The organism is Nitrospirillum karajorum, assembly GCF_036348415.1.
In the GTDB taxonomy this organism is placed as follows: domain Bacteria; phylum Pseudomonadota; class Alphaproteobacteria; order Azospirillales; family Azospirillaceae; genus Nitrospirillum; species Nitrospirillum amazonense_B.
In genome coordinates, this window is sequence record NZ_JAZBQB010000001.1 from 1383223 (window position 1) to 1400596 (window position 17374).

The following is a 17374-nucleotide window of genomic DNA, read 5'->3' on the forward strand; positions in this document are numbered from 1 at the left end:
ATTCTCCCCGGTTCCGTGGGTCACGAGGCCTGGCGGCGGGCGAAGCCCGCGACCTGGTCCGCCAGCATGTCCAGGTTGGCCTGCGCCGCCATGTCGGTGCAGGCGCCGTCGGGGCCGAAAAGGCCGCCACCGCTGGTGTTGAGGGTCACGCCCAGGGGCGTGGGCCAGCCGCGCATGGCGTGCACGATGCCGCGCAGGGCGGTCAGGGTCACGCCGCAGGCCTGCCAGCCGGCGGCGGTGACGATGCAGCCCACAGCCCGCCCCTCGAAATAGGGGCGGCTGTCGTCCCTGAGGTCTTCCAGCAGGTCCAGCGCGTTCTTGACCAGGCCCGACACGCCACCGTGATAGCCGGGGGTGCCGATGACCAGGCCGTCGCATGCCCGAACCGCCTCCACCAGGGCCCGCTGGGCCGGGGTGCGGCTGCTGTCCTCCGGCGCGAAGTGGGGCAGGGCCGCCAGCTCCGCCCCGCCGAACATCCGCGTGCGGGCGCCGGTCCGCTCGGCGCGGCCCAGCGCGGCGCGCACCGCCCTCTCTCCGCTGGAGCCGGGCCGCGTGGTGCCGCCGATGCCGACGATGAGGGGCGCGGGCATCACTCGCCCTCCCGGAAACGCGGCATGACCTGCTCGGCGAACAGCCGCATGGAGGCGCGGCCCAGCCGGTCCCGTTCTGCCGTCAACGGGCCGTTGGTGAAGCTCATCAGCACGTTGCCGATGCCGAGGTCGGCATAGTCCCGCAGGTGGGCGGCCACGGTGTCCGGGCTGCCGTACAGGCACCAGGTGCTGATCCAGTCTTCCGACAGGGCGTTGGGCGCCTCATGGATTTTCACGTCACTGATGGCCTCGGCCCGCTTGTTGTAGACCAGCTCACGATCCACGGCGGCCTGGTAGGACTTCAGGATCAGCTCCAGTTCCTCCCGCGCTTGGACATCGGTCGGGGCGACATGGACGCACTGATAGGTGTGGGTGGTCCAGGCCAGGGCCTTGGCCACCACGTCGGGGGCATGGCCGGCGGCCAACAAGGCGTCGCGGTAGTAGGTGAAGTATTTGGTGACATGAGCCAGCGGCTCCCGCCCGCCGATCTGGGGTGGGGTGAAGGCGGGGATGAAGGCGGGGAAACCGGCCTTCGCCGCGCGGTCGGCGCTGCCGGGGCGCAGCGCCACGCTCATCAACGGGGCGTGCGGCTTGTCGCCGTAGGGGGCGGGCACGATGCGCTGCACCACCTGGCCCTTGTAGTGGCCGGTGTCGAATTCCACGGCCGGATCGTCGGTGGTCTTGGCCCATAGCGCCTCGGCGATATCCAGGTTCTCCTGGGCGATGCGGCTGGTTTCCTTGTAGTTCACGCCGAAGCCGATCATCTCCTCCGGCGTGGTGCCGCTGCCGATGCCCACCAGCAGCCGTCCCTCGGTCAGCTGGTCCAGCAAATTCACCCGTTCCGCGAAACGCACGGGGTGGTGCAGGGGCACGGTGGTGACGGAAAAGCCGAAATGCACCCGCTTCAGCTGTCCCGCCAGGAAGGCGGTGAAGACGAAGGGGTCGCTGGCCATGGGGGCATAGCCGGTGAAGTGATGGTCGGGCGTGAACACGGCGTCATAGCCCAACGCCTCCGCCTCCTTGGCGTGGGACACCAGCGTGTCGATGACGAACTTGTCGTCTTGCGGGCCCAGGGACCGGCCGGCGAGGAAGACGGAAAAGCGCATGGGGGTGAACCTCCTGTCGATCCCGGTGGTGTCCGGGCTGTTGTTTCATGGATGGGGCAAGGGGAGGCCATGCCGGCAGGGGGCCGGATTTGGCGTGCGCGGGAACCGGACGCCTGTGCTACCATGGACATCCAGAACCAGAACCATCGTTCTATTATTCTGTAGGTCAGGTGACAGCCCGCCGTCAAGGGGCAGAAAGATTGCGCTTGCGAATAAGAATGGGGCGATGGATGGGAATGCTTTGTGATCCTGTGCTTGTTTTGGGGAATAGGTGATGGAAACGTCGGCGCGCGCGCCCAAGCAGAATCGCAGCCACGCATCGTTTGAACGGGTGCTGGATGCGGCCACGGCGCTGTTGCAGGAGCGGGGGTATGAGGATTTCACCCTGAATGAGGTCAGCCGCCGGTCCGGTGTCTCCATCGGCTCGATCTACGGCCGGGTGGACAGCAAGGACGCGCTGATCCGCACGGTGCAGACCCGCTCGCTTACGACGATCGAGGAGAAGGAGCGGCGGGTGACCGATCCCGTCCGCTGGCAGGGCTATGGCCTGGATCGGCTGGTGCCCGCCGTCCTGGCTGAGTTTGGTGAATTTCTTAAGGAAAACAGCCCTTTGTTGCGGGCTTTCATGGCGCGCGCGCCGGTGGACCCCGTCATCGCGCAAACGGGCAAACGCTCGCATGAGGGCATGGCGGTGCGGTTTGAAACCCTGTTGCTGTCCCGCCGGAACGAGATCAACCATCCAGAACCGGAACGGGCGGTGCACGCCTGCTTCGCCATGGCCTACGCCTCCTACGCCCGATACCTGGGCCTCGGCTCCGCCATGAACGTGGCGGGGGAGGGGGACTGGACCGAACTGAAGACGGACATCAGCCTCATGGCGCTGTGCTTCCTGAAGTACAAACCCGCCTGATGGGCCCAGGGGTCCGGGGCGATTTTTTTTGATATCGTTCGCGCGAACAACTGTTGACCGTTCAGAATTAATGTTCTAATTCTCGGGAATAAGGCTGCCCCAGGGAAATGGGGAGAGGCGATGGCGGCGCCGGGGATCACGTTCCACCGGCGCCCTCCCGGGAGGGTTCAGAACGTGACAGAGGACGTAGCGCCCCCATACCGTGAAAATTCCCAGCCGCCGCCCGGCCGCCGTGCCGTGCTGCTGGGCGGCCTGACCCTTGCCGCCGCGGCCCCCCTGATCTGGTCGCAGGTCAAGGCCGGCACGGTGGCGTCTTCCGCCGCCGTGCCCGGCGCCGGTCTGCCGGCCTTGCGGGAACGGCTGTGCGATCTGGTCATTCCCGATACCGATACGCCCGGCGCCCTCCGGGCCGGCGTCGCCGCTTTCTTGGGCGTGGCCCTGGATCACGGCTTGGCCGGTGCCGATGCCGGTACCTTGGTGCGGCTGGCGGCCGACTTGGATGCCCGCGCTGGCGGTTCCTTCCTGAAGCTTTCGGCCGACCGTCAGGCGGGGGTGCTGGCGGCGCTGGACGCCGCGGCCTATGCCTCCCGCACGCCGGATGCCGGCGGCGCCGCCTGGCAGGCCATCAAGGGCCTGATCGTTACCGGCTACTACACCTCGGAAATCGGCGGCACGCAGGAACTGCGATACGAGCTGGTGCCCGGCCGCTGGGACCCGGACCTGCCCGTCCGCGCCGGCGACCGGGCGTGGTCCAACGACTGGACGGGGATCGCCTTCGGATGAGCACGCCCATGAAGACGGATGCGAAGACCGTGGAGTTCGACGCCATCGTCGTCGGTTCCGGCATCACCGGCGGCTGGGCCGCCAAGGAACTGACGCAGAAGGGGCTGAAGGTCCTGATGGTGGAACGCGGGCGCATGATCGAGCATGGCGCCGGCTACACCAACGAGACCAAGGCGCCCTGGGAAATGCCGTTTCGCGGCCTGGGCGACGCCGCCCGCTGGGCCAAGGATTACGCCATCCAGAAGGGCAACCGCGAGTTCGACGAATGGACGGAAGACCATTTCGTCAATGACCGCGAGAACCCCTACACCCATCCCGAGGACCAGCCCTTCACCTGGTACCGCAGCTATCAGCTGGGCGGCCGCTCGCTGACCTGGGGGCGGCAGTGCTATCGCTGGTCCGACTATGATTTCGGTGCCAACAAGGCCGATGGCCACGGCACCGATTGGCCCATCCGCTATAAGGACCTGGCGCCCTGGTACGACCATGTCGAGGATTTCATCGGCGTGTCGGGGGCCAAGGAAGGCTTGCCCCAGCTTCCCGACGGCCGTTTCACCCCGCCCATGGCGCTGAACGTGGTGGAGGCGCATGTGCGCCAGTCCGTGGCCGCCAGTCACCCCGGCCGCTGCGTCACCATCGGCCGTGTCGCCAACCTGACGGCGGAGCGCGAGGGGCGGGCGTTGTGCCAATACCGGTCCATCTGTGCCCGCGGCTGCTCTTACGGCGCTTATTTCAGCACGCAAAGCAGCACCCTGCCGGCGGCCCAGGCCACGGGCAACCTGACGCTGATGACCGACAGCCTGGTGGAGGGGGTAGATTATGACACCCGCACCCGCCGCGCCACCGGCGTGCGGGTGCTGAACGTGAAGACGGGGCAGCGGACCACCCACACCGCCCGCTTGGTCTTCCTATGCGCCGGCGCCTTCAACAGCGTCACCCTGCTGTTGCGCTCGGCGTCCGCCGACCAGCCCAACGGCTTGGCCAACAGCAGTGGCGTGCTGGGCCGCTACATCATGGATCATGCGACCTCCCTGTCCGGCGTGGCGCTGATGCCGGGGTTCGAGGGTCACACCACCTTCGGCAACCGGCCCAACGGCATCATCGTGCCGCGCTTCCGCAACCTGGAAACCCGGGACGGCCAGGGCTTCACCCGGGGCTATTCCTTCCAGGGCGGGGCGCTGCAAAGCGCCTGGGTGCGCGGCCGGCACCAGGCGGGTATCGGGGCGGAGTTCAAGAATGGCCTACGTGGCCCCGGCCCGTGGCGCATGATCTTCGTCGCCTTCGCCGAAAGCCTGCCGCGCGCGGAAAACCGTATCACCCTGGACACGGCGCGGACCGACCCGCACGGCGCGCCCTTGCAACGCATCGAGTTCCGCCACGGTGACAATGAGCGCGCCGCGTTGGCCGACGCCGCGCGGGAGGCCACGGCCATGCTGACGGCGGCGGGCGGCAGGATGCTGGTTTCCTTGGACCAGCCAGGTCCCGGCGGTTCCGCCATCCATGAGATGGGGGGCGCCCGCATGGGGGCCGATCCCAAGACTTCCGTCCTGAACGCCCATAACCAGGCGCACGACGTCGCCAACCTGTTCGTCACCGATGGCGCCGCCATGGCCTCCAGCGCCTGCCAGAACCCGTCGCTGACCTACATGGCCTTGACGGCGCGGGCCTGCGAGGCGGCGGTGTCCAAGCTGAAATCAGGGGCCTTGTAACCATGCCCGTCGCAACCGCGCCCTCCGCCGGCGGCTGGCTTAACCAAAAATAGAATAAGAATACTTATTCTATACATGAGTGCTCGAACCCTATGCCTCAGGATCCGTTCCTTGCCGAAAAGCGGCAGCCCCCTGGCGCGGATGGGGGCGGGATGAGCGAACCCGTCTCCCCGCCGCCTGCCGCCTCGGCCCTGACCGCGGTGACAGCCCTGTCGCCGCGCCGGCGGCTGCTGGCCGTGGCGGTGGTGGCCATCGCCTTCGTCATGGACCTGGTGGACACCACGATTGTGAACGTGGCGGTGCCGGCCATTCGGCAGAGCCTGGGTGCCGGACCAGCGGCGGTCCAATGGCTGGTGGCAGGCTATTCCATGGCGTTCGCCGTGTTGCTGATCACGGGCGGCCGCCTGGGCGATCTCTATGGCTATCGCCGAATCTTCCTGGGCGGCGTCGCCGGTTTCACCATCGCCTCGGCCCTGTGCGGTCTGGCCACGGGGCCGGAAACGCTGGTGGCCGCGCGGCTGCTACAGGGCCTGTCGGCGGCGCTGATGGTGCCGCAGGTGTTGGCGCTCACGCAGATCCTCTACCCGGCCGACCAGCGGGTGGCGGTCATGGCCCTGTTCGGCGTGCTTGGCGGCCTGTCGGCGGTGCTGGGCCCCATTCTGGGCGGCTTCCTCATTGACGCCGACCTGTTCGGCCTGGGCTGGCGACCGGTCTTCCTGCTGAACCTGCCGGTGGGTGTGCTGGGGATGGCGCTGGGGCTGCCGGTGCTGCCCGCCGGGCGCTCCCCCCACCCGGGTCGGGCCGACTGGACGGGCACGGTGCTGTTGGCCGTGGCCCTGTCCGCCCTGCTCCTGCCGCTGATCCAGGGCCGTGACTCCGGCTGGCCCGCCTGGTGTATGGCGTCTCTGGCCGCCACCCTGCCGTTGCTGGCCCTGTTCGCCTGGCATGTGCGGCGGCGCATCCGCCGCGTCGGCTCCGCCCTGCTGGTGCCGGCCCTGTTCCGTGACCGGGCCTTCAGCGTCGGCCTGATCGTGCTGGTCGCCTTCCAGGTCGCCATGGGCGGCTTCTTCCTGGTGACGACCTTGAGTCTACAGGAGGGGCTGGGCTTCACGCCGACGGGTGCCGCGCTGATCCACGTGCCTTTCGCCGTGGGCGCCAGCATCGGTATCAGCGTGTTGGGCCGCCGCCTGATCCTGCGCGCCGGCCGCTACACGGTGACCGCCGGGTGCCTGGTCATGGCGGCGTCACTGCCGGCCCTGTGGGGCGCCTTGGGTGGGGTAGGGGGCGGTGTCGCGGAGGGCGGTGTCGTCAACGGCGGCCTGCCGCCCCTGCTGGCGGCGTTCCTTGTGGCGGGCATCGGCATGGGGCTGGTGGCCGCCGCCCTGACCCCCTTGACCCTGGTGCAAACCGATCCCCGCCACGCGGGGGCCGCCGCCGGCGTGGTCAACGCCACGCAGCAACTGGGTTCGGCCTTGGGCGTGGCCCTCGTCGGCCTGGTGTTCTTCCGTTTGGCGGACCCGCGCACGGCCGCCGCCTATCTCAACGCCTTCGGCGGGGCCGCCGTCCTGACGGCGGCGGCGCTGCTGGTGGCCGGTCTTTTCAGCCTCCGGCTTCCCCGCCACCTCGGCACCGGCGCCGGGGCCTTCCATGTCTGACCGTTCAACACATCGCGAAAAACCAACAATGGATGTCGCCCGCGCGGCATCGAGGGAGGGCAAGAATGGCAACTGACCTGACACCGCCGGCCGCGCTGGCGGCGGTCTCCTCCGGGCAGTCCCCCCCGGCGGCACACCCCGCAGCGGCGCGCCCCATGGCAGCGCGCCCCATGGCAGCGCGCCCCATGGCAGCGCGCCAAGCCGGATGGGCCCAGGGGGTCGTCCTGGTGCTGGCGGGCTTCCTGCCCATCCTGGCCATCGTGTCGCTGACCCCGGCGGTGCCCATCATCCTGGACCATTTCCGGGCGGTGGGTCAGATCGGGGCCGACGCCTCGCTCTTGGTCACGCTGCTGGTCACGGCGCCGGGCCTGTCCATCGCGCTCTTGTCGCCCTTCGCCGGCATGCTGGTCGACCGCTATGGCCGCCGGCCGTTGCTGGTGGGTGCCGCCCTGCTCTACGGGGCGGTGGGGGTGGCGCCCTACTTCCTGGACAGCCTTAAGGCCATCATCGCCAGCCGTCTGGCCTTGGGCGTGGCGGAGGCCGCGATCCTCACCATCGTCAACACCCTCATCGCCGATTACTTCACGCCGGTGGGCCGGCGCCGGCTGCTGATGCTGCAGGGCATGGCCGGGCCGGCGCTCGCCAGTCTGGTCATTGCGGGGTCGGGCGCCCTCACGGTCATCGGCTGGAACACCTCTTTCCTCATCTACCTTAGCGCCATCCCGATCTTCCTGGGCATGTACGCCTACATTTTCGAGCCGGCGGGCGATGCCCCAGGGGTGGGGAGCCCGGCTGTGGGGGCTGTGGCGCCCGGGACGACCGCGCCGTCAGGCCGGGCGCCCTTTCCCTTGAAGGCGGTGGTGATCTTCGGCGCCGCCACCTTGTTCGCCTCCTCCCTCTACTATGTCTTCATCGTCCAGGGCGGCCTGGCCTTCCGTGAGGTGGGCGTGGCCGATCCGGCGGCGGCGGGGCGGTACATCTCGCTGGCCAGCCTGGCGGTGCCGGTGGGGGCCCTGATCTTCGGTGCCGTCGGCGCACGGGGCACGGCGCTTCAGATTCTGATGTTCCTCGGCATGCTGGGCATCGGCCTCACCGGCATCGGCTTGGCCCATGACCCCGCCACCATGGTGGCCCTGCTGGTCATCCAGCAGATGGGCGCCGGCATGACCATACCCACCCTGGTGGCGTGGGCGCAGAGCGAGCTGCCGTTCGAACATCGCGGCCGGGGCATGGGCGTGTGGTCGTCCTGCTTCTTCCTGGGCCAGTTCACCAGCCCCTTCTTCGTTGCGCTGGCCAAGGGCATCGCCGGCACCGGCACGGTGCAATCGGCCTTCGTCGTCATGGGGGGCATCGCGCTGGCCGGGGCTGCCATCGCCGCCATCCTGGCCTTCCGGGCCAAATCCTCCGCCTGATCCACACCTACGGGAAAGATCCGCCATCATGGCCACTGCCATCAAACGGGGCGTCAGCCTCTATAGCTACCAGGAAGAGACCTACCTTCAGAAAATGACGCTTGAGGACGTGATAGCCGCATCAGCCCGCATGGGCGCCTTGGGCATCGAGGTCGTCAGCGAGCAATCGTTCTGGGGCTATCCCGCGCCGCTGCCGGACGCGACGTACGACCATTGGCACGCCCTGATGGACAAGTACGGCACCACCCCGGTCTGCCACGACCTGATGCTGGACTATAAAAAGTACAAGGGCCGCCTGATGCCGTTCGAGGAGCAGGTGGCGTCCATGAAGGTGGACATCGCCCATGCCGCCCGCCTGGGCTGCCCCTTCACCCGCGCGCTGGTCAGCATCAGCCCGGAAGTCCTGGCGGCGGTGGCGCCCTATGCCGAGGAGAAGGGCGTGAAGGTGCTGATCGAGGTGCACGCGCCCCTGCACTTCGACCACCCCTGGATCCAGCGCCATTATGAGGTGATGGAAAAGCTGGGGTCGGCCCATTTGGGCTTCCTGCCCGACATGGGCATCTTCGTGAAGCGCTTTCCCCGCGTGTGGAAGGAACGCTTCATCCGCCAGGGCTGCCCGGAAAAGGTCGCAGACTATATCGAGCAGGCCTACGAGGCCCGCACGCTGGCGGAATATGTCATCAACGACGTGGAGAAGATGAAGGCTGGCCCCGCCGCCATGGCCATGGTCACCACCTTGCGCCACAACCTTTACGCCAATCCGCGCCGCATGCTGGAGTTCATGCACCGCATCCACAACATCCACGCCAAGTTCTATGAAATGACGGCGGACCTGGTGGAGCCCAGCATTCCGTATGAGGAGATCATCCCCGTGCTGGTCGAGGGTGGCTACCAGGGCTACTTGTGCAGCGAGTACGAGGGGAACCGCTGGGTCGAGGACGCCTTCCCCGTCGACAGCGTGGAACAGGTGCGCCGCCAGCAGGCCATGTTCGAACGTCTGCTGTCGCCGAAGCCCGCCGCGCACGCCGCCTGACCTTGCCGGCATGCCGGGCGGCAGCGCCCGGCGTTTGAGAGGAAAAAGGAATACACGATGTTCGACAAATACATGATCTGCGAGGACGGCTTCCGCAACGTGGAGGAAGGCGGCCAGGTGGTGGGCTTCGCCTTCGGCGCCCGGCTGCCCTATTATCGGGGCCTGGGCCTGTCCATGGTGGAGGAGATCGCGGTGGCCGTGGACGGCCAAGCCTACCCGCGCGAGGCCATCCGTTTCAGCGTGCGCGGCCGCAGCTGGACCCTGGATGAGATGGAGGCGGAATACGGGGACCGCTGGAACTTCGGTGAGGTGGCGGAGATCCGCGTGCTGACGCCCGGCGGCCTGGCACCGGGCGCCCATACGGTGGAACTGGCGGAACGCCTGCGCATTTCCTACCTGCCGTTCGAGCCGACCACCAGGGACGCCAAGACGCTGATCATCGCGTGATGAGGCTTTTTATTGTCCGGGGGACAACATAGGCCATGCGTGCGGCGGGTTTCGGGGGAAGATTGGCCGGCGTGCCCCTGTTCTCGGAGACTGCCCTATGTCCCAAGCTCCCCTGTCTGGCAAACCCACGGTCATCGGCCGCGCCACGTCCATCAACGTGCGCAAGGTGCTGTGGACCTGTGCCGAAATCGGCCTGGACCATCACTTCGACAGCGACTGGGTGGGGGAGGCGGCCATCCGCCGGCGGGATGAGCTGCTGGCCCTCAACCCCAACGGCCAGTTCCCGGTGCTGATTGAAGGCGAGGGGGCCCTGCGGCGGGTGCTGTGGCAGTCCAACACCATCTGCCGCTACCTGGCCACGGCGGCGGGCCGCGACGACCTGCTGCCCACGGCGCCGCGCGCCCGGGCGGTGGTGGAGCAGTGGATGGATTGGCAGGTCGGCGACCTCAATCCCGCTTGGCGCTATGCCTACCTGGCCCTGGTGCGCCGGATGCCGGGCTTCACCCACGCCGATGAGATCGCGGCCAGCGTGACCGCCTGGAACAAGGCCATGGTCCTGCTGGACCGGCACCTGGCGCGAACCGGCGCGCATGTCACCGGCCCCGCCTTCACCTTGGCCGACATTGTTCTGGCGCTATCCGCCAACCGCTGGCGCCTGACCCCTATGGACCATGCCCATTGCCCTGCGGTTGATGCCTGGCTGAACCGGCTGGCGGTGCGGCCGGGCTTCACCGCCCATGTCATAGGGCCCGGCGTGCCGTGAGGCTTGCGCGCCATGCCGCGGGCACCCATCATCGCCGCCAACAAAGGCAGGGGCCAGAAGCGGCTGGCCAGCAGGGGTGGGCCAAGAGGGGAGGATGGACATGCGCTTCTGGACCTGGGCGGTGGCGGGATTGTTGGTCCTGGCAGGCCCGGCGCGGGCGGCGGCCCCCGAGATCCGCATCCAGGACGTCATCGACTTCTATCGCGTCTATGACGCCGGCGGGGGCGTACCCTCCGCGGCCGCCTTGCAGGGATACCTGGATCACGGCAGCGACGGGTTGCGTCAGTTCGTGGACCTGCGCCACCTGTCGGGCGAATCCCTGGCGGCCGCCATCGAAAAACATCCCCGGATGTTCGCGGACGCCAAGACCTGCCTGGACGTGCTGCCAGCGGTGAAGCGGCGCCTGGCCCAGGCCCTGCCCCGCCTGGGCCAGCTGTATCCCCCGGCCCAATTCCCGCCCATCACCATCCTGGTGGGGCAGGGCAACACCGGTGGCACCACCAGCGCGTCCGGCGTGCTGGTGGGGCTGGAGGCGCTGTGCGGCGCCAGTTGGATGGACCCCAACCCCGAGGACCGCTTCGTTCATCTGGTGGCGCATGAATATGTGCATGTGCAGCAGCCGGCGGCGCGGGCGGAGCCGGAGCATCCCACGCTGCTGTTCCCCACCCTGATCGAGGGTGGGGCGGAGTTCCTGGCCGAATTGATCTCCGGCGATGTCGGCTATGTCCGGCTGAAGAACTGGGCCAGGGGGCGCGAAAAGGAGATTGAGATCCAATTCGCCGCCGACCAGGACAAGACCGACCTGAAAGCCTGGCTTTACAATGGAGTCGGCACGGACGATCGCCCCGGGGATCTCGCCTACTGGGTGGGCTACCGCATCGCCAAGGCCTTTTACGTCCACGCCAAGGACAAGCGCCAGGCCATCGCCCGTATCCTGACCATCGACGCCGGCACCGCGAAGGCCTTCCTGGCGGACAGCGGCTGGACGCCGGGCATGTCCCTACCTGAGAAAGTGCCGCTGCCGAAGTGAGGTGCCGGGAGTAAGGGGGCAGGTGCCGACGCGGCGTCCCGGCGGCTCAGATTAAGCAAAGTTAATAAATCGCCCACGCTGGCTAAATCCCGCCGGCGTTAGCGTTCCGCCCAAGGTGCACAAACCCTTGGCCTCCCGCGACCTGCCCCTGACCTGCCCCTGACCTGGATGATGCTGCCGATATCCTCCCCCCTCTCCCTCGCGCCCCCCGGTTCCGCAAGCGGTTCTGGCTGGCGGGTGCCGCCGCGCTGGCGCTGGCCGGCTGTTCCGTGGGGCCGGATTACCAGCGCCCCGCCGCCCCGCCACCGGCGGCATGGCAGGAGGCCGCGCCCAAGGCGGGCGCATCCGTCTGGCCGGCCGCCGATTGGTGGAAGGGCTTCGGTTCCGCCCAACTGGACGCCTACATCGCCCAGGCGCAGACGGCCAACGATGACCTGGCCGCCGCCATGGCCCGGGTGCGCGAGGCCGACGCTCAGGCCCAGGTGGCCGGCGCCGCCCTGCTGCCCAGCGTGGGGGCCAGCGCCGACATCGACCACCAGCGGGCCAAAAGCTCCGGCGTGGCCCAGACCTCCACGGCGCATAGCCTGAGCCTGAGCGCCAGTTACGAACTGGATTTCTGGGGCAAGAACCGGGCGACCGCCACCGCCGCCCTCGCCACCGCCGACGCCAGCCGTTACGATCTCGAAACGGTTCGCCTGACGGTTTTGAGCAGTGTCGCCACCAGCTATTTCCAGGCCCTGGAACTGCGGGAACAGGTGCAGGTGGCGGAAGATAACCTGGCCAACGCCCAGGCCACCCTGGATGGCCTGCGCCGCCAGGCCGACGCCGGCATCGCCACGGCGCTGGACGTGGCGCAACAGGAAACCACCGTCTCAACCCTTAGCGCCAAGGTGCCGCCGCTGCGTCAGCAATACCGCCAGTCGGTGCATGCCCTGGCCATCCTGCTGGGCCAGATGCCGGAGGCGATGGACTTGGCGGAGGGCGACACCCTGGCCAAGCTGTCGCTGCCCGCCGTGACGCCGGGCCTGCCGTCCGATCTGCTGGCCCGCCGGCCCGACGTGGCCCAGGCGGAGGCACAACTGCGCGCCGCCAACGCCAACATCACCGTGGCCCGCGCCGCCTTCTTCCCGGCCATCGACCTGACGGCGTCGGGTGGCTATGCCAGCACCGCCCTGTCGCGTCTGTTCGATCCGGGCAGCGCCCTCTTCTCCCTGGCCGCCGGTCTGACCCAGCCCATCTTCCAGGGCGGGGCGCTGGAGGGGCAGTACGCCAACACCCAGGCCCGCTATGACGAGCTGGTGGCCACATACCGCAAGGCCGTCCGCTCCGCCTTCTCAAACGTGGAGGACTCGCTGACCGCCGTGCGCGAGACGACGGAGCAGTTGGCGCGGCAGGAGCAGGCGACGGCCACGGCCCGCCACGCCTATGAGCTGGCGCAGGCGCAACTGGCCGCCGGCACCATTACCGTCCTGACGGTGCTGAATACGGAAACCGCCTTGTTCACCGCCAACGATGCCTTGGTCCAGGCCCGCTATGCCCGCCTGCAGGCCTTGGTCGGTTTGTACAACGCCCTGGGCGGCGGCTGGAAGCAGAGCTGACATCATGAGCAAGACCCCGATCCTGAAGCCCCTTCGTATCAGCCGCACCCGCGCCGTCATGGCCGGCCTTGGCGGCATCTTCATCCTGGCCGCCGCGGGGGCGGAGCTGCTGCCCGCCGCCACCAAGGCCGCCCCCCGGCCGCGAAGGGCGGCGGTGCCGTCGCCGTGGACACGGCCGTGGCCACGCCGGCCGACGCCCCCGTCTACCTGGCGGGACTGGGCTCCGTGCAATCGCTGAACACGGTGACGGTCACGACGCGCGTGGATGGCGCCTTGGACAAGGTCGCCTTCACCGAAGGCCAGACGGTGAAGCCGGGCGACCTGCTGGCCCAGATCGACCCCCGCCTCTACCAGGCCGCCTACGACCAGGCGCTGGCCACCAAGGCCAAGGACGAGGCGCAGTTGGCCAACGCCCGCGCCGACCTGGAACGCTACACCCGCCTGGCCCCGCAGAACCTGGCCAGCAAGCAGACGGTGGACACGGCCAAGGCCCAGGTCGACCAGTTGCTGGCCCAGCTCAAAAGCGACCAGGCCGCCATCGACAACGCCAAGACCCAGCTGGACTACACCCACATCACCAGCCCCATCCAGGGGCGGACGGGCATCCGCATGGTCGATCCCGGCAACAACCTGCACGCGGCCAGCGGCACCGGCATCGTGGTGGTGACGCAGATGCAGCCCATCTCCGTCATCTTCACCCTGCCGGAAGAGGATCGCCTGGCCGTCAGCCAGGCCATGGCCCAGGGGCCGCTGACCGTCACCGCCGTGGCGCGCGACGGCAAGATGGACCTGGCCACCGGCACCGTCATGCTGGTCGACAACCAGATCGACCAGACCACCGGCACCGTGCGGCTGAAGGCCCAGTTCCCCAACACCGATGAGCATCTGTGGCCCGGCCAGTTCGTGAACGTGAAGGTGCTGAAGCAGACCCGCCGGGGGGCGCTGACCATCCCCAGCGCCGCCCTGCAGCGTGGGCCCAACGGCCTCTACGCCTATGTCGTGAAGCCCGACTCCACGGTGGAGATGCGCCCCATCGAAACGGCGGAGACGATGGGCGACACCGTCGTGGTGACCAAGGGCCTGCAGGCCGGTGAGCGTGTCACCACCAGCAACGCCTATCGCCTGCAACCGGGCGCCAAGGTGGCGGTGGCCGGCGAGGCCAAAACGGCTGACGCCACGCCCGCCCATGCCGGAGGCACCCAGCCATGAGCCTCTCCAGCCCCTTCATCACCCGGCCCATCGCCACCTCGCTCCTGATGCTGGGCGTGCTGCTGGTGGGCATGGTGGCCTATCCGCTGCTGCCGGTGGCGCCGCTGCCGCAGGTGGACTTCCCCACCATCCAGGTGTCGGCCAACCTGCCGGGCGCCAGTCCGGAAACCATGGCGTCGAGCGTGGCCCAGCCGCTGGAAACCCAGTTCGCGGCCATCCCCGGCGTCGGCCAGATGACGTCGACCAGCACGCTGGGCAGCACGCAGATAACCTTGCAGTTCGACCTGAACCGCAACATCGACGCCGCAGCGCAGGACGTTCAGACGGCTATCGACGCCGCCGGCGGCCAGTTGCCCAAGAACCTGCCGTCGCCGCCCACTTACCGCAAGATCAACCCGGCCGACAGCTCCATCCTGGTGTACTCGGTCCACTCCACCAACCTGCCCCTGACCACGGTGGACGACTACGCCGAGAACGTCATCGCCCAGCGCCTGTCGCAGATCCCGGGCGTGGGCCAGGTGTCCATCGGCGGCCAGCAGAAGCCGGCCGTGCGGGTGCAGGTGGACCCGGCCAAGATCGCCGCCTTGGGCATCCAGCTTGAGGACATCGCCACCGTCATCCCCACCGCCACGGTCAACGCGCCCAAGGGGTCGATCAACGGCGTCCAGCACAACTTCGTCATCTACAACAATGACCAGTTGCTGAAGGCGGAGCCGTGGAATGATGTCATCGTCGCCTATCGCAACGGGGCGCCGGTGCGCATCCGCGACATCGGCGTGGCGGTGGACGGGCCGGAGAACACCCAGCTTCTGGCCTGGCAGAACAATGGCCCGGGCATCATCCTGCAGGTGTTCAAGCAACCGGGCGCCAACATCATCGACATCGTGTCGCGGGTGGAGGCCATGCTGCCGCAGGTGATGGCGGCGGTGCCCCCCGGCGTGAAGATGGACAAGGTCATCGACCGCACCACCACCATCAAGGCGTCGGTGGAGGATGTTCAGTTCACCCTGCTACTGACCATCTTCCTGGTGGTCATGGTCATCTTCCTGTTCCTGCGCAACCTGTGGGCCACGCTGATCCCCGGCGTGACCGTGCCGCTGGCCCTGTTCGGCACCGCGGCGCTGATGTACCTGCTGGGCTTCAGCCTGGACAACCTGTCGCTCATGGGCCTGACCATTGCCGTGGGCTTCGTCGTCGACGACGCCATCGTGATGGTGGAGAACATCTACCGGCACATTGAAGAGGGCATGTCGCCCAGGGAGGCGGCGCTGAAGGGCGCGGGGGAGATCGGCTTCACCATCATGTCCATCAGCGTGTCGCTGGTGGCCGTGTTCATCCCCCTGCTGCTGATGGGCGGCATCGTCGGCCGGCTGATGCGTGAATTCGCCATCACCGTGACCATGACCATCGCCGTCTCCGCCTTCGTGTCGCTGACCCTGTCGCCGATGATGAGCGCCCTGTTCCTGAAGGATGAGAAGCACGCGCGGCATGGCCGGGCCTACATGATCATCGAAGGCGGCTTCGACTGGCTGGTGAACCGGTATGCCCGGGGCCTGGACTTCGTGCTGCGGCACCAGCGCCTGACCCTGATGGTGTTCTTCGCCACGGTGGCGGCCACGGTGGCGCTTTATATCGCCATCCCCAAGGGCTTCTTTCCGCAGCAGGACACCGGCATCATCGCCGGCCTGGCCGACGCCTCGCAGGATGTGTCCTTTAACGAGATGGTGCGGTTGCAGCACCAGTTGACCGACATCGTCGCCCAGGACCCGGACGTGGCCGCCTGGGCCACTTCCGTCGGCGGCGGGTCGCGGCCCATCAACAACGGCTTCATCGTCATCGGCCTGAAGCCGCGCGATCAGCGCACCGCCAGCGCCGACCAGATCATCGCGCGGCTGCGGCCCAAGCTGGCCAAGGTCAAGGGAGCGACCCTGTTCCTGCAGGCCAGCCAGGATTTGAACGTGGGCGGCCGCCTGGCCCGCACCCAGTACCAGTACACCCTGCAGGACGCCGACCTGGGCGAACTGAACGACTGGGCGCCCAAGCTGCTGGAAAAGCTCAAGGGCCTGCCCCAGCTGCGCGACGTCGCCACCGACCAGCAAACCAACGGCACCACCCTGAACCTGGTGATCGACCGCGACCAGGCCGCCCGCTTCGGTATCCAGCCTTCGCTGATCGACAGCACCCTGTACGACGCCTTCGGCCAGCGCCAGGTGACCCAGTATTTCACCCAGCTGAACAGCTATCACGTCGTGCTGGAAATCACGCCGGAGCTGCAATCCAGCCCCGACACCCTGAACAAGCTGTACATCAAGTCACCGGTGACGGGGCAGCAGGTGCCGCTATCCACCTTCGTGAGGTACGACACCGACCACGTCAATTTCCTGTCCATCAACCATCTGGGCCAGTTTCCGGCGGTGACCCTGTCGTTCAACCTGGCGCCGGGCGTGTCGCTGGGCGAGGCGGTGCAGGTCATCCAGCAGGCCCAGGCGGAGATGGGCATGCCGTCCTCGGTCAACGGCACCTTCCAGGGCACGGCCCAGGCCTTCCAGGCGTCGCTGTCGACCCAACCCTACCTGATCGCGGCGGCGCTGGTGGCCGTCTACATCATCCTGGGCATGCTGTATGAAAGCTACATCCACCCGCTGACCATCCTGTCCACCCTGCCGTCGGCGGGCGTGGGGGCCCTGCTGATGCTCATGGTCTTCCACTATGACCTGTCGGTCATCGCGCTTATCGGCATCATCCTGCTGATCGGCATCGTGAAGAAGAACGGCATCATGATGGTGGACTTCGCCATCCAGGCGGAACGGGAGCACCACATGGCGCCCATCGAGTCCATCCGCCAGGCCTGCCTGCTGCGCTTCCGGCCCATCATGATGACCACCATGGCGGCCCTGCTGGGCGCCCTGCCGCTGATGCTGGAGAACGGCACGGGCTCCGAACTGCGCAAGCCGCTGGGCGTCACCATGGTGGGTGGGCTGATTTTGAGCCAGATCCTGACCCTGTTCACCACGCCCGTGGTTTATCTCTACCTGGACCGGGTGAATGACTGGCTGAACCGCCGGGGCCGCAACCGGGTGGACCATGACCAAGCCCGGCCGCATGCGGCCATGGGCGTGGGTGATTGAG

At 67.9% G+C, this 17374-nt stretch carries 15 protein-coding genes; 13 read left to right on the top strand and 2 right to left on the bottom strand.

Going from position 1 to position 17374, the window contains the following annotated elements; genetic code table 11:
- Positions 1-20: 20 nt before the first annotated feature.
- Both UCD39_RS06055 and UCD39_RS06060 read right to left on the bottom strand, forming a co-directional pair.
- Positions 21-590, bottom strand: coding sequence for an NADPH-dependent FMN reductase (locus UCD39_RS06055; protein ID WP_330495155.1), 570 nt, complete (start codon positions 588-590; stop codon positions 21-23).
- Positions 590-1696: an LLM class flavin-dependent oxidoreductase gene (locus tag UCD39_RS06060; RefSeq protein WP_330495157.1), complete on the bottom strand. Its 1107-nt coding sequence runs from the start codon at positions 1694-1696 to the stop codon at positions 590-592. The genes UCD39_RS06055 and UCD39_RS06060 overlap by 1 nt, the downstream gene beginning before the upstream one ends.
- Positions 1697-1970: 274 nt before the next feature.
- Between UCD39_RS06060 and UCD39_RS06065 the strand changes: the two genes are divergently transcribed.
- From UCD39_RS06065 to UCD39_RS06125, 13 genes are all read left to right on the top strand, one after another.
- Positions 1971-2606, top strand: coding sequence for a TetR/AcrR family transcriptional regulator (locus tag UCD39_RS06065; RefSeq protein WP_330495158.1), 636 nt, complete (start codon positions 1971-1973; stop codon positions 2604-2606).
- A 174-nt stretch (positions 2607-2780) separates the two neighbouring features.
- Positions 2781-3389 (top strand): gluconate 2-dehydrogenase subunit 3 family protein, encoded by a 609-nt coding sequence (locus UCD39_RS06070; RefSeq protein ID WP_330495159.1) that lies wholly within the window; start codon positions 2781-2783, stop codon positions 3387-3389.
- Positions 3386-5098 (top strand): GMC oxidoreductase, encoded by a 1713-nt coding sequence (locus UCD39_RS06075; protein ID WP_330495160.1) that lies wholly within the window; start codon positions 3386-3388, stop codon positions 5096-5098. The genes UCD39_RS06070 and UCD39_RS06075 overlap by 4 nt, the downstream gene beginning before the upstream one ends.
- Positions 5099-5250: 152 nt before the next feature.
- On the top strand, positions 5251-6753 hold the full coding sequence (locus UCD39_RS06080) for an MFS transporter (protein WP_330495161.1): 1503 nt from the start codon (positions 5251-5253) through the stop codon (positions 6751-6753).
- 185 nt (positions 6754-6938) lie between these two features.
- A complete protein-coding gene (locus tag UCD39_RS06085; protein WP_330495162.1) occupies positions 6939-8165 on the top strand; it encodes an MFS transporter in 1227 nt (408 codons plus the stop codon).
- A gap of 28 nt (positions 8166-8193) precedes the next feature.
- Positions 8194-9198, top strand: a complete 1005-nt coding sequence (locus UCD39_RS06090; protein WP_330495163.1) for a sugar phosphate isomerase/epimerase family protein — start codon at positions 8194-8196, stop codon at positions 9196-9198.
- A 57-nt stretch (positions 9199-9255) separates the two neighbouring features.
- On the top strand, positions 9256-9645 hold the full coding sequence (locus UCD39_RS06095) for a C-glycoside deglycosidase beta subunit domain-containing protein (protein WP_330495164.1): 390 nt from the start codon (positions 9256-9258) through the stop codon (positions 9643-9645).
- Between the two features lie 97 nt (positions 9646-9742).
- Positions 9743-10408 carry a glutathione S-transferase family protein gene (locus UCD39_RS06100; protein WP_330495165.1) on the top strand — a complete coding sequence of 222 codons (666 nt, stop codon included), beginning with the start codon at positions 9743-9745 and terminating at the stop codon, positions 10406-10408.
- Positions 10409-10508: 100 nt separating this feature from the next.
- Positions 10509-11438 carry a DUF2268 domain-containing putative Zn-dependent protease gene (locus UCD39_RS06105; protein ID WP_330495166.1) on the top strand — a complete coding sequence of 310 codons (930 nt, stop codon included), beginning with the start codon at positions 10509-10511 and terminating at the stop codon, positions 11436-11438.
- A gap of 248 nt (positions 11439-11686) precedes the next feature.
- On the top strand, positions 11687-13036 hold the full coding sequence (locus UCD39_RS06110; protein WP_330495497.1) for an efflux transporter outer membrane subunit: 1350 nt from the start codon (positions 11687-11689) through the stop codon (positions 13034-13036).
- Between the two features lie 4 nt (positions 13037-13040).
- Positions 13041-13274, top strand: coding sequence for a hypothetical protein (locus tag UCD39_RS06115; RefSeq protein WP_330495167.1), 234 nt, complete (start codon positions 13041-13043; stop codon positions 13272-13274).
- Positions 13202-14245 carry an efflux RND transporter periplasmic adaptor subunit gene (locus tag UCD39_RS06120; RefSeq protein ID WP_330495168.1) on the top strand — a complete coding sequence of 348 codons (1044 nt, stop codon included), beginning with the start codon at positions 13202-13204 and terminating at the stop codon, positions 14243-14245. The genes UCD39_RS06115 and UCD39_RS06120 overlap by 73 nt, the downstream gene beginning before the upstream one ends.
- Positions 14242-17373, top strand: a complete 3132-nt coding sequence (locus tag UCD39_RS06125) for a multidrug efflux RND transporter permease subunit (protein ID WP_330495169.1) — start codon at positions 14242-14244, stop codon at positions 17371-17373. The genes UCD39_RS06120 and UCD39_RS06125 overlap by 4 nt, the downstream gene beginning before the upstream one ends.
- Position 17374 lies beyond the last annotated feature (1 nt).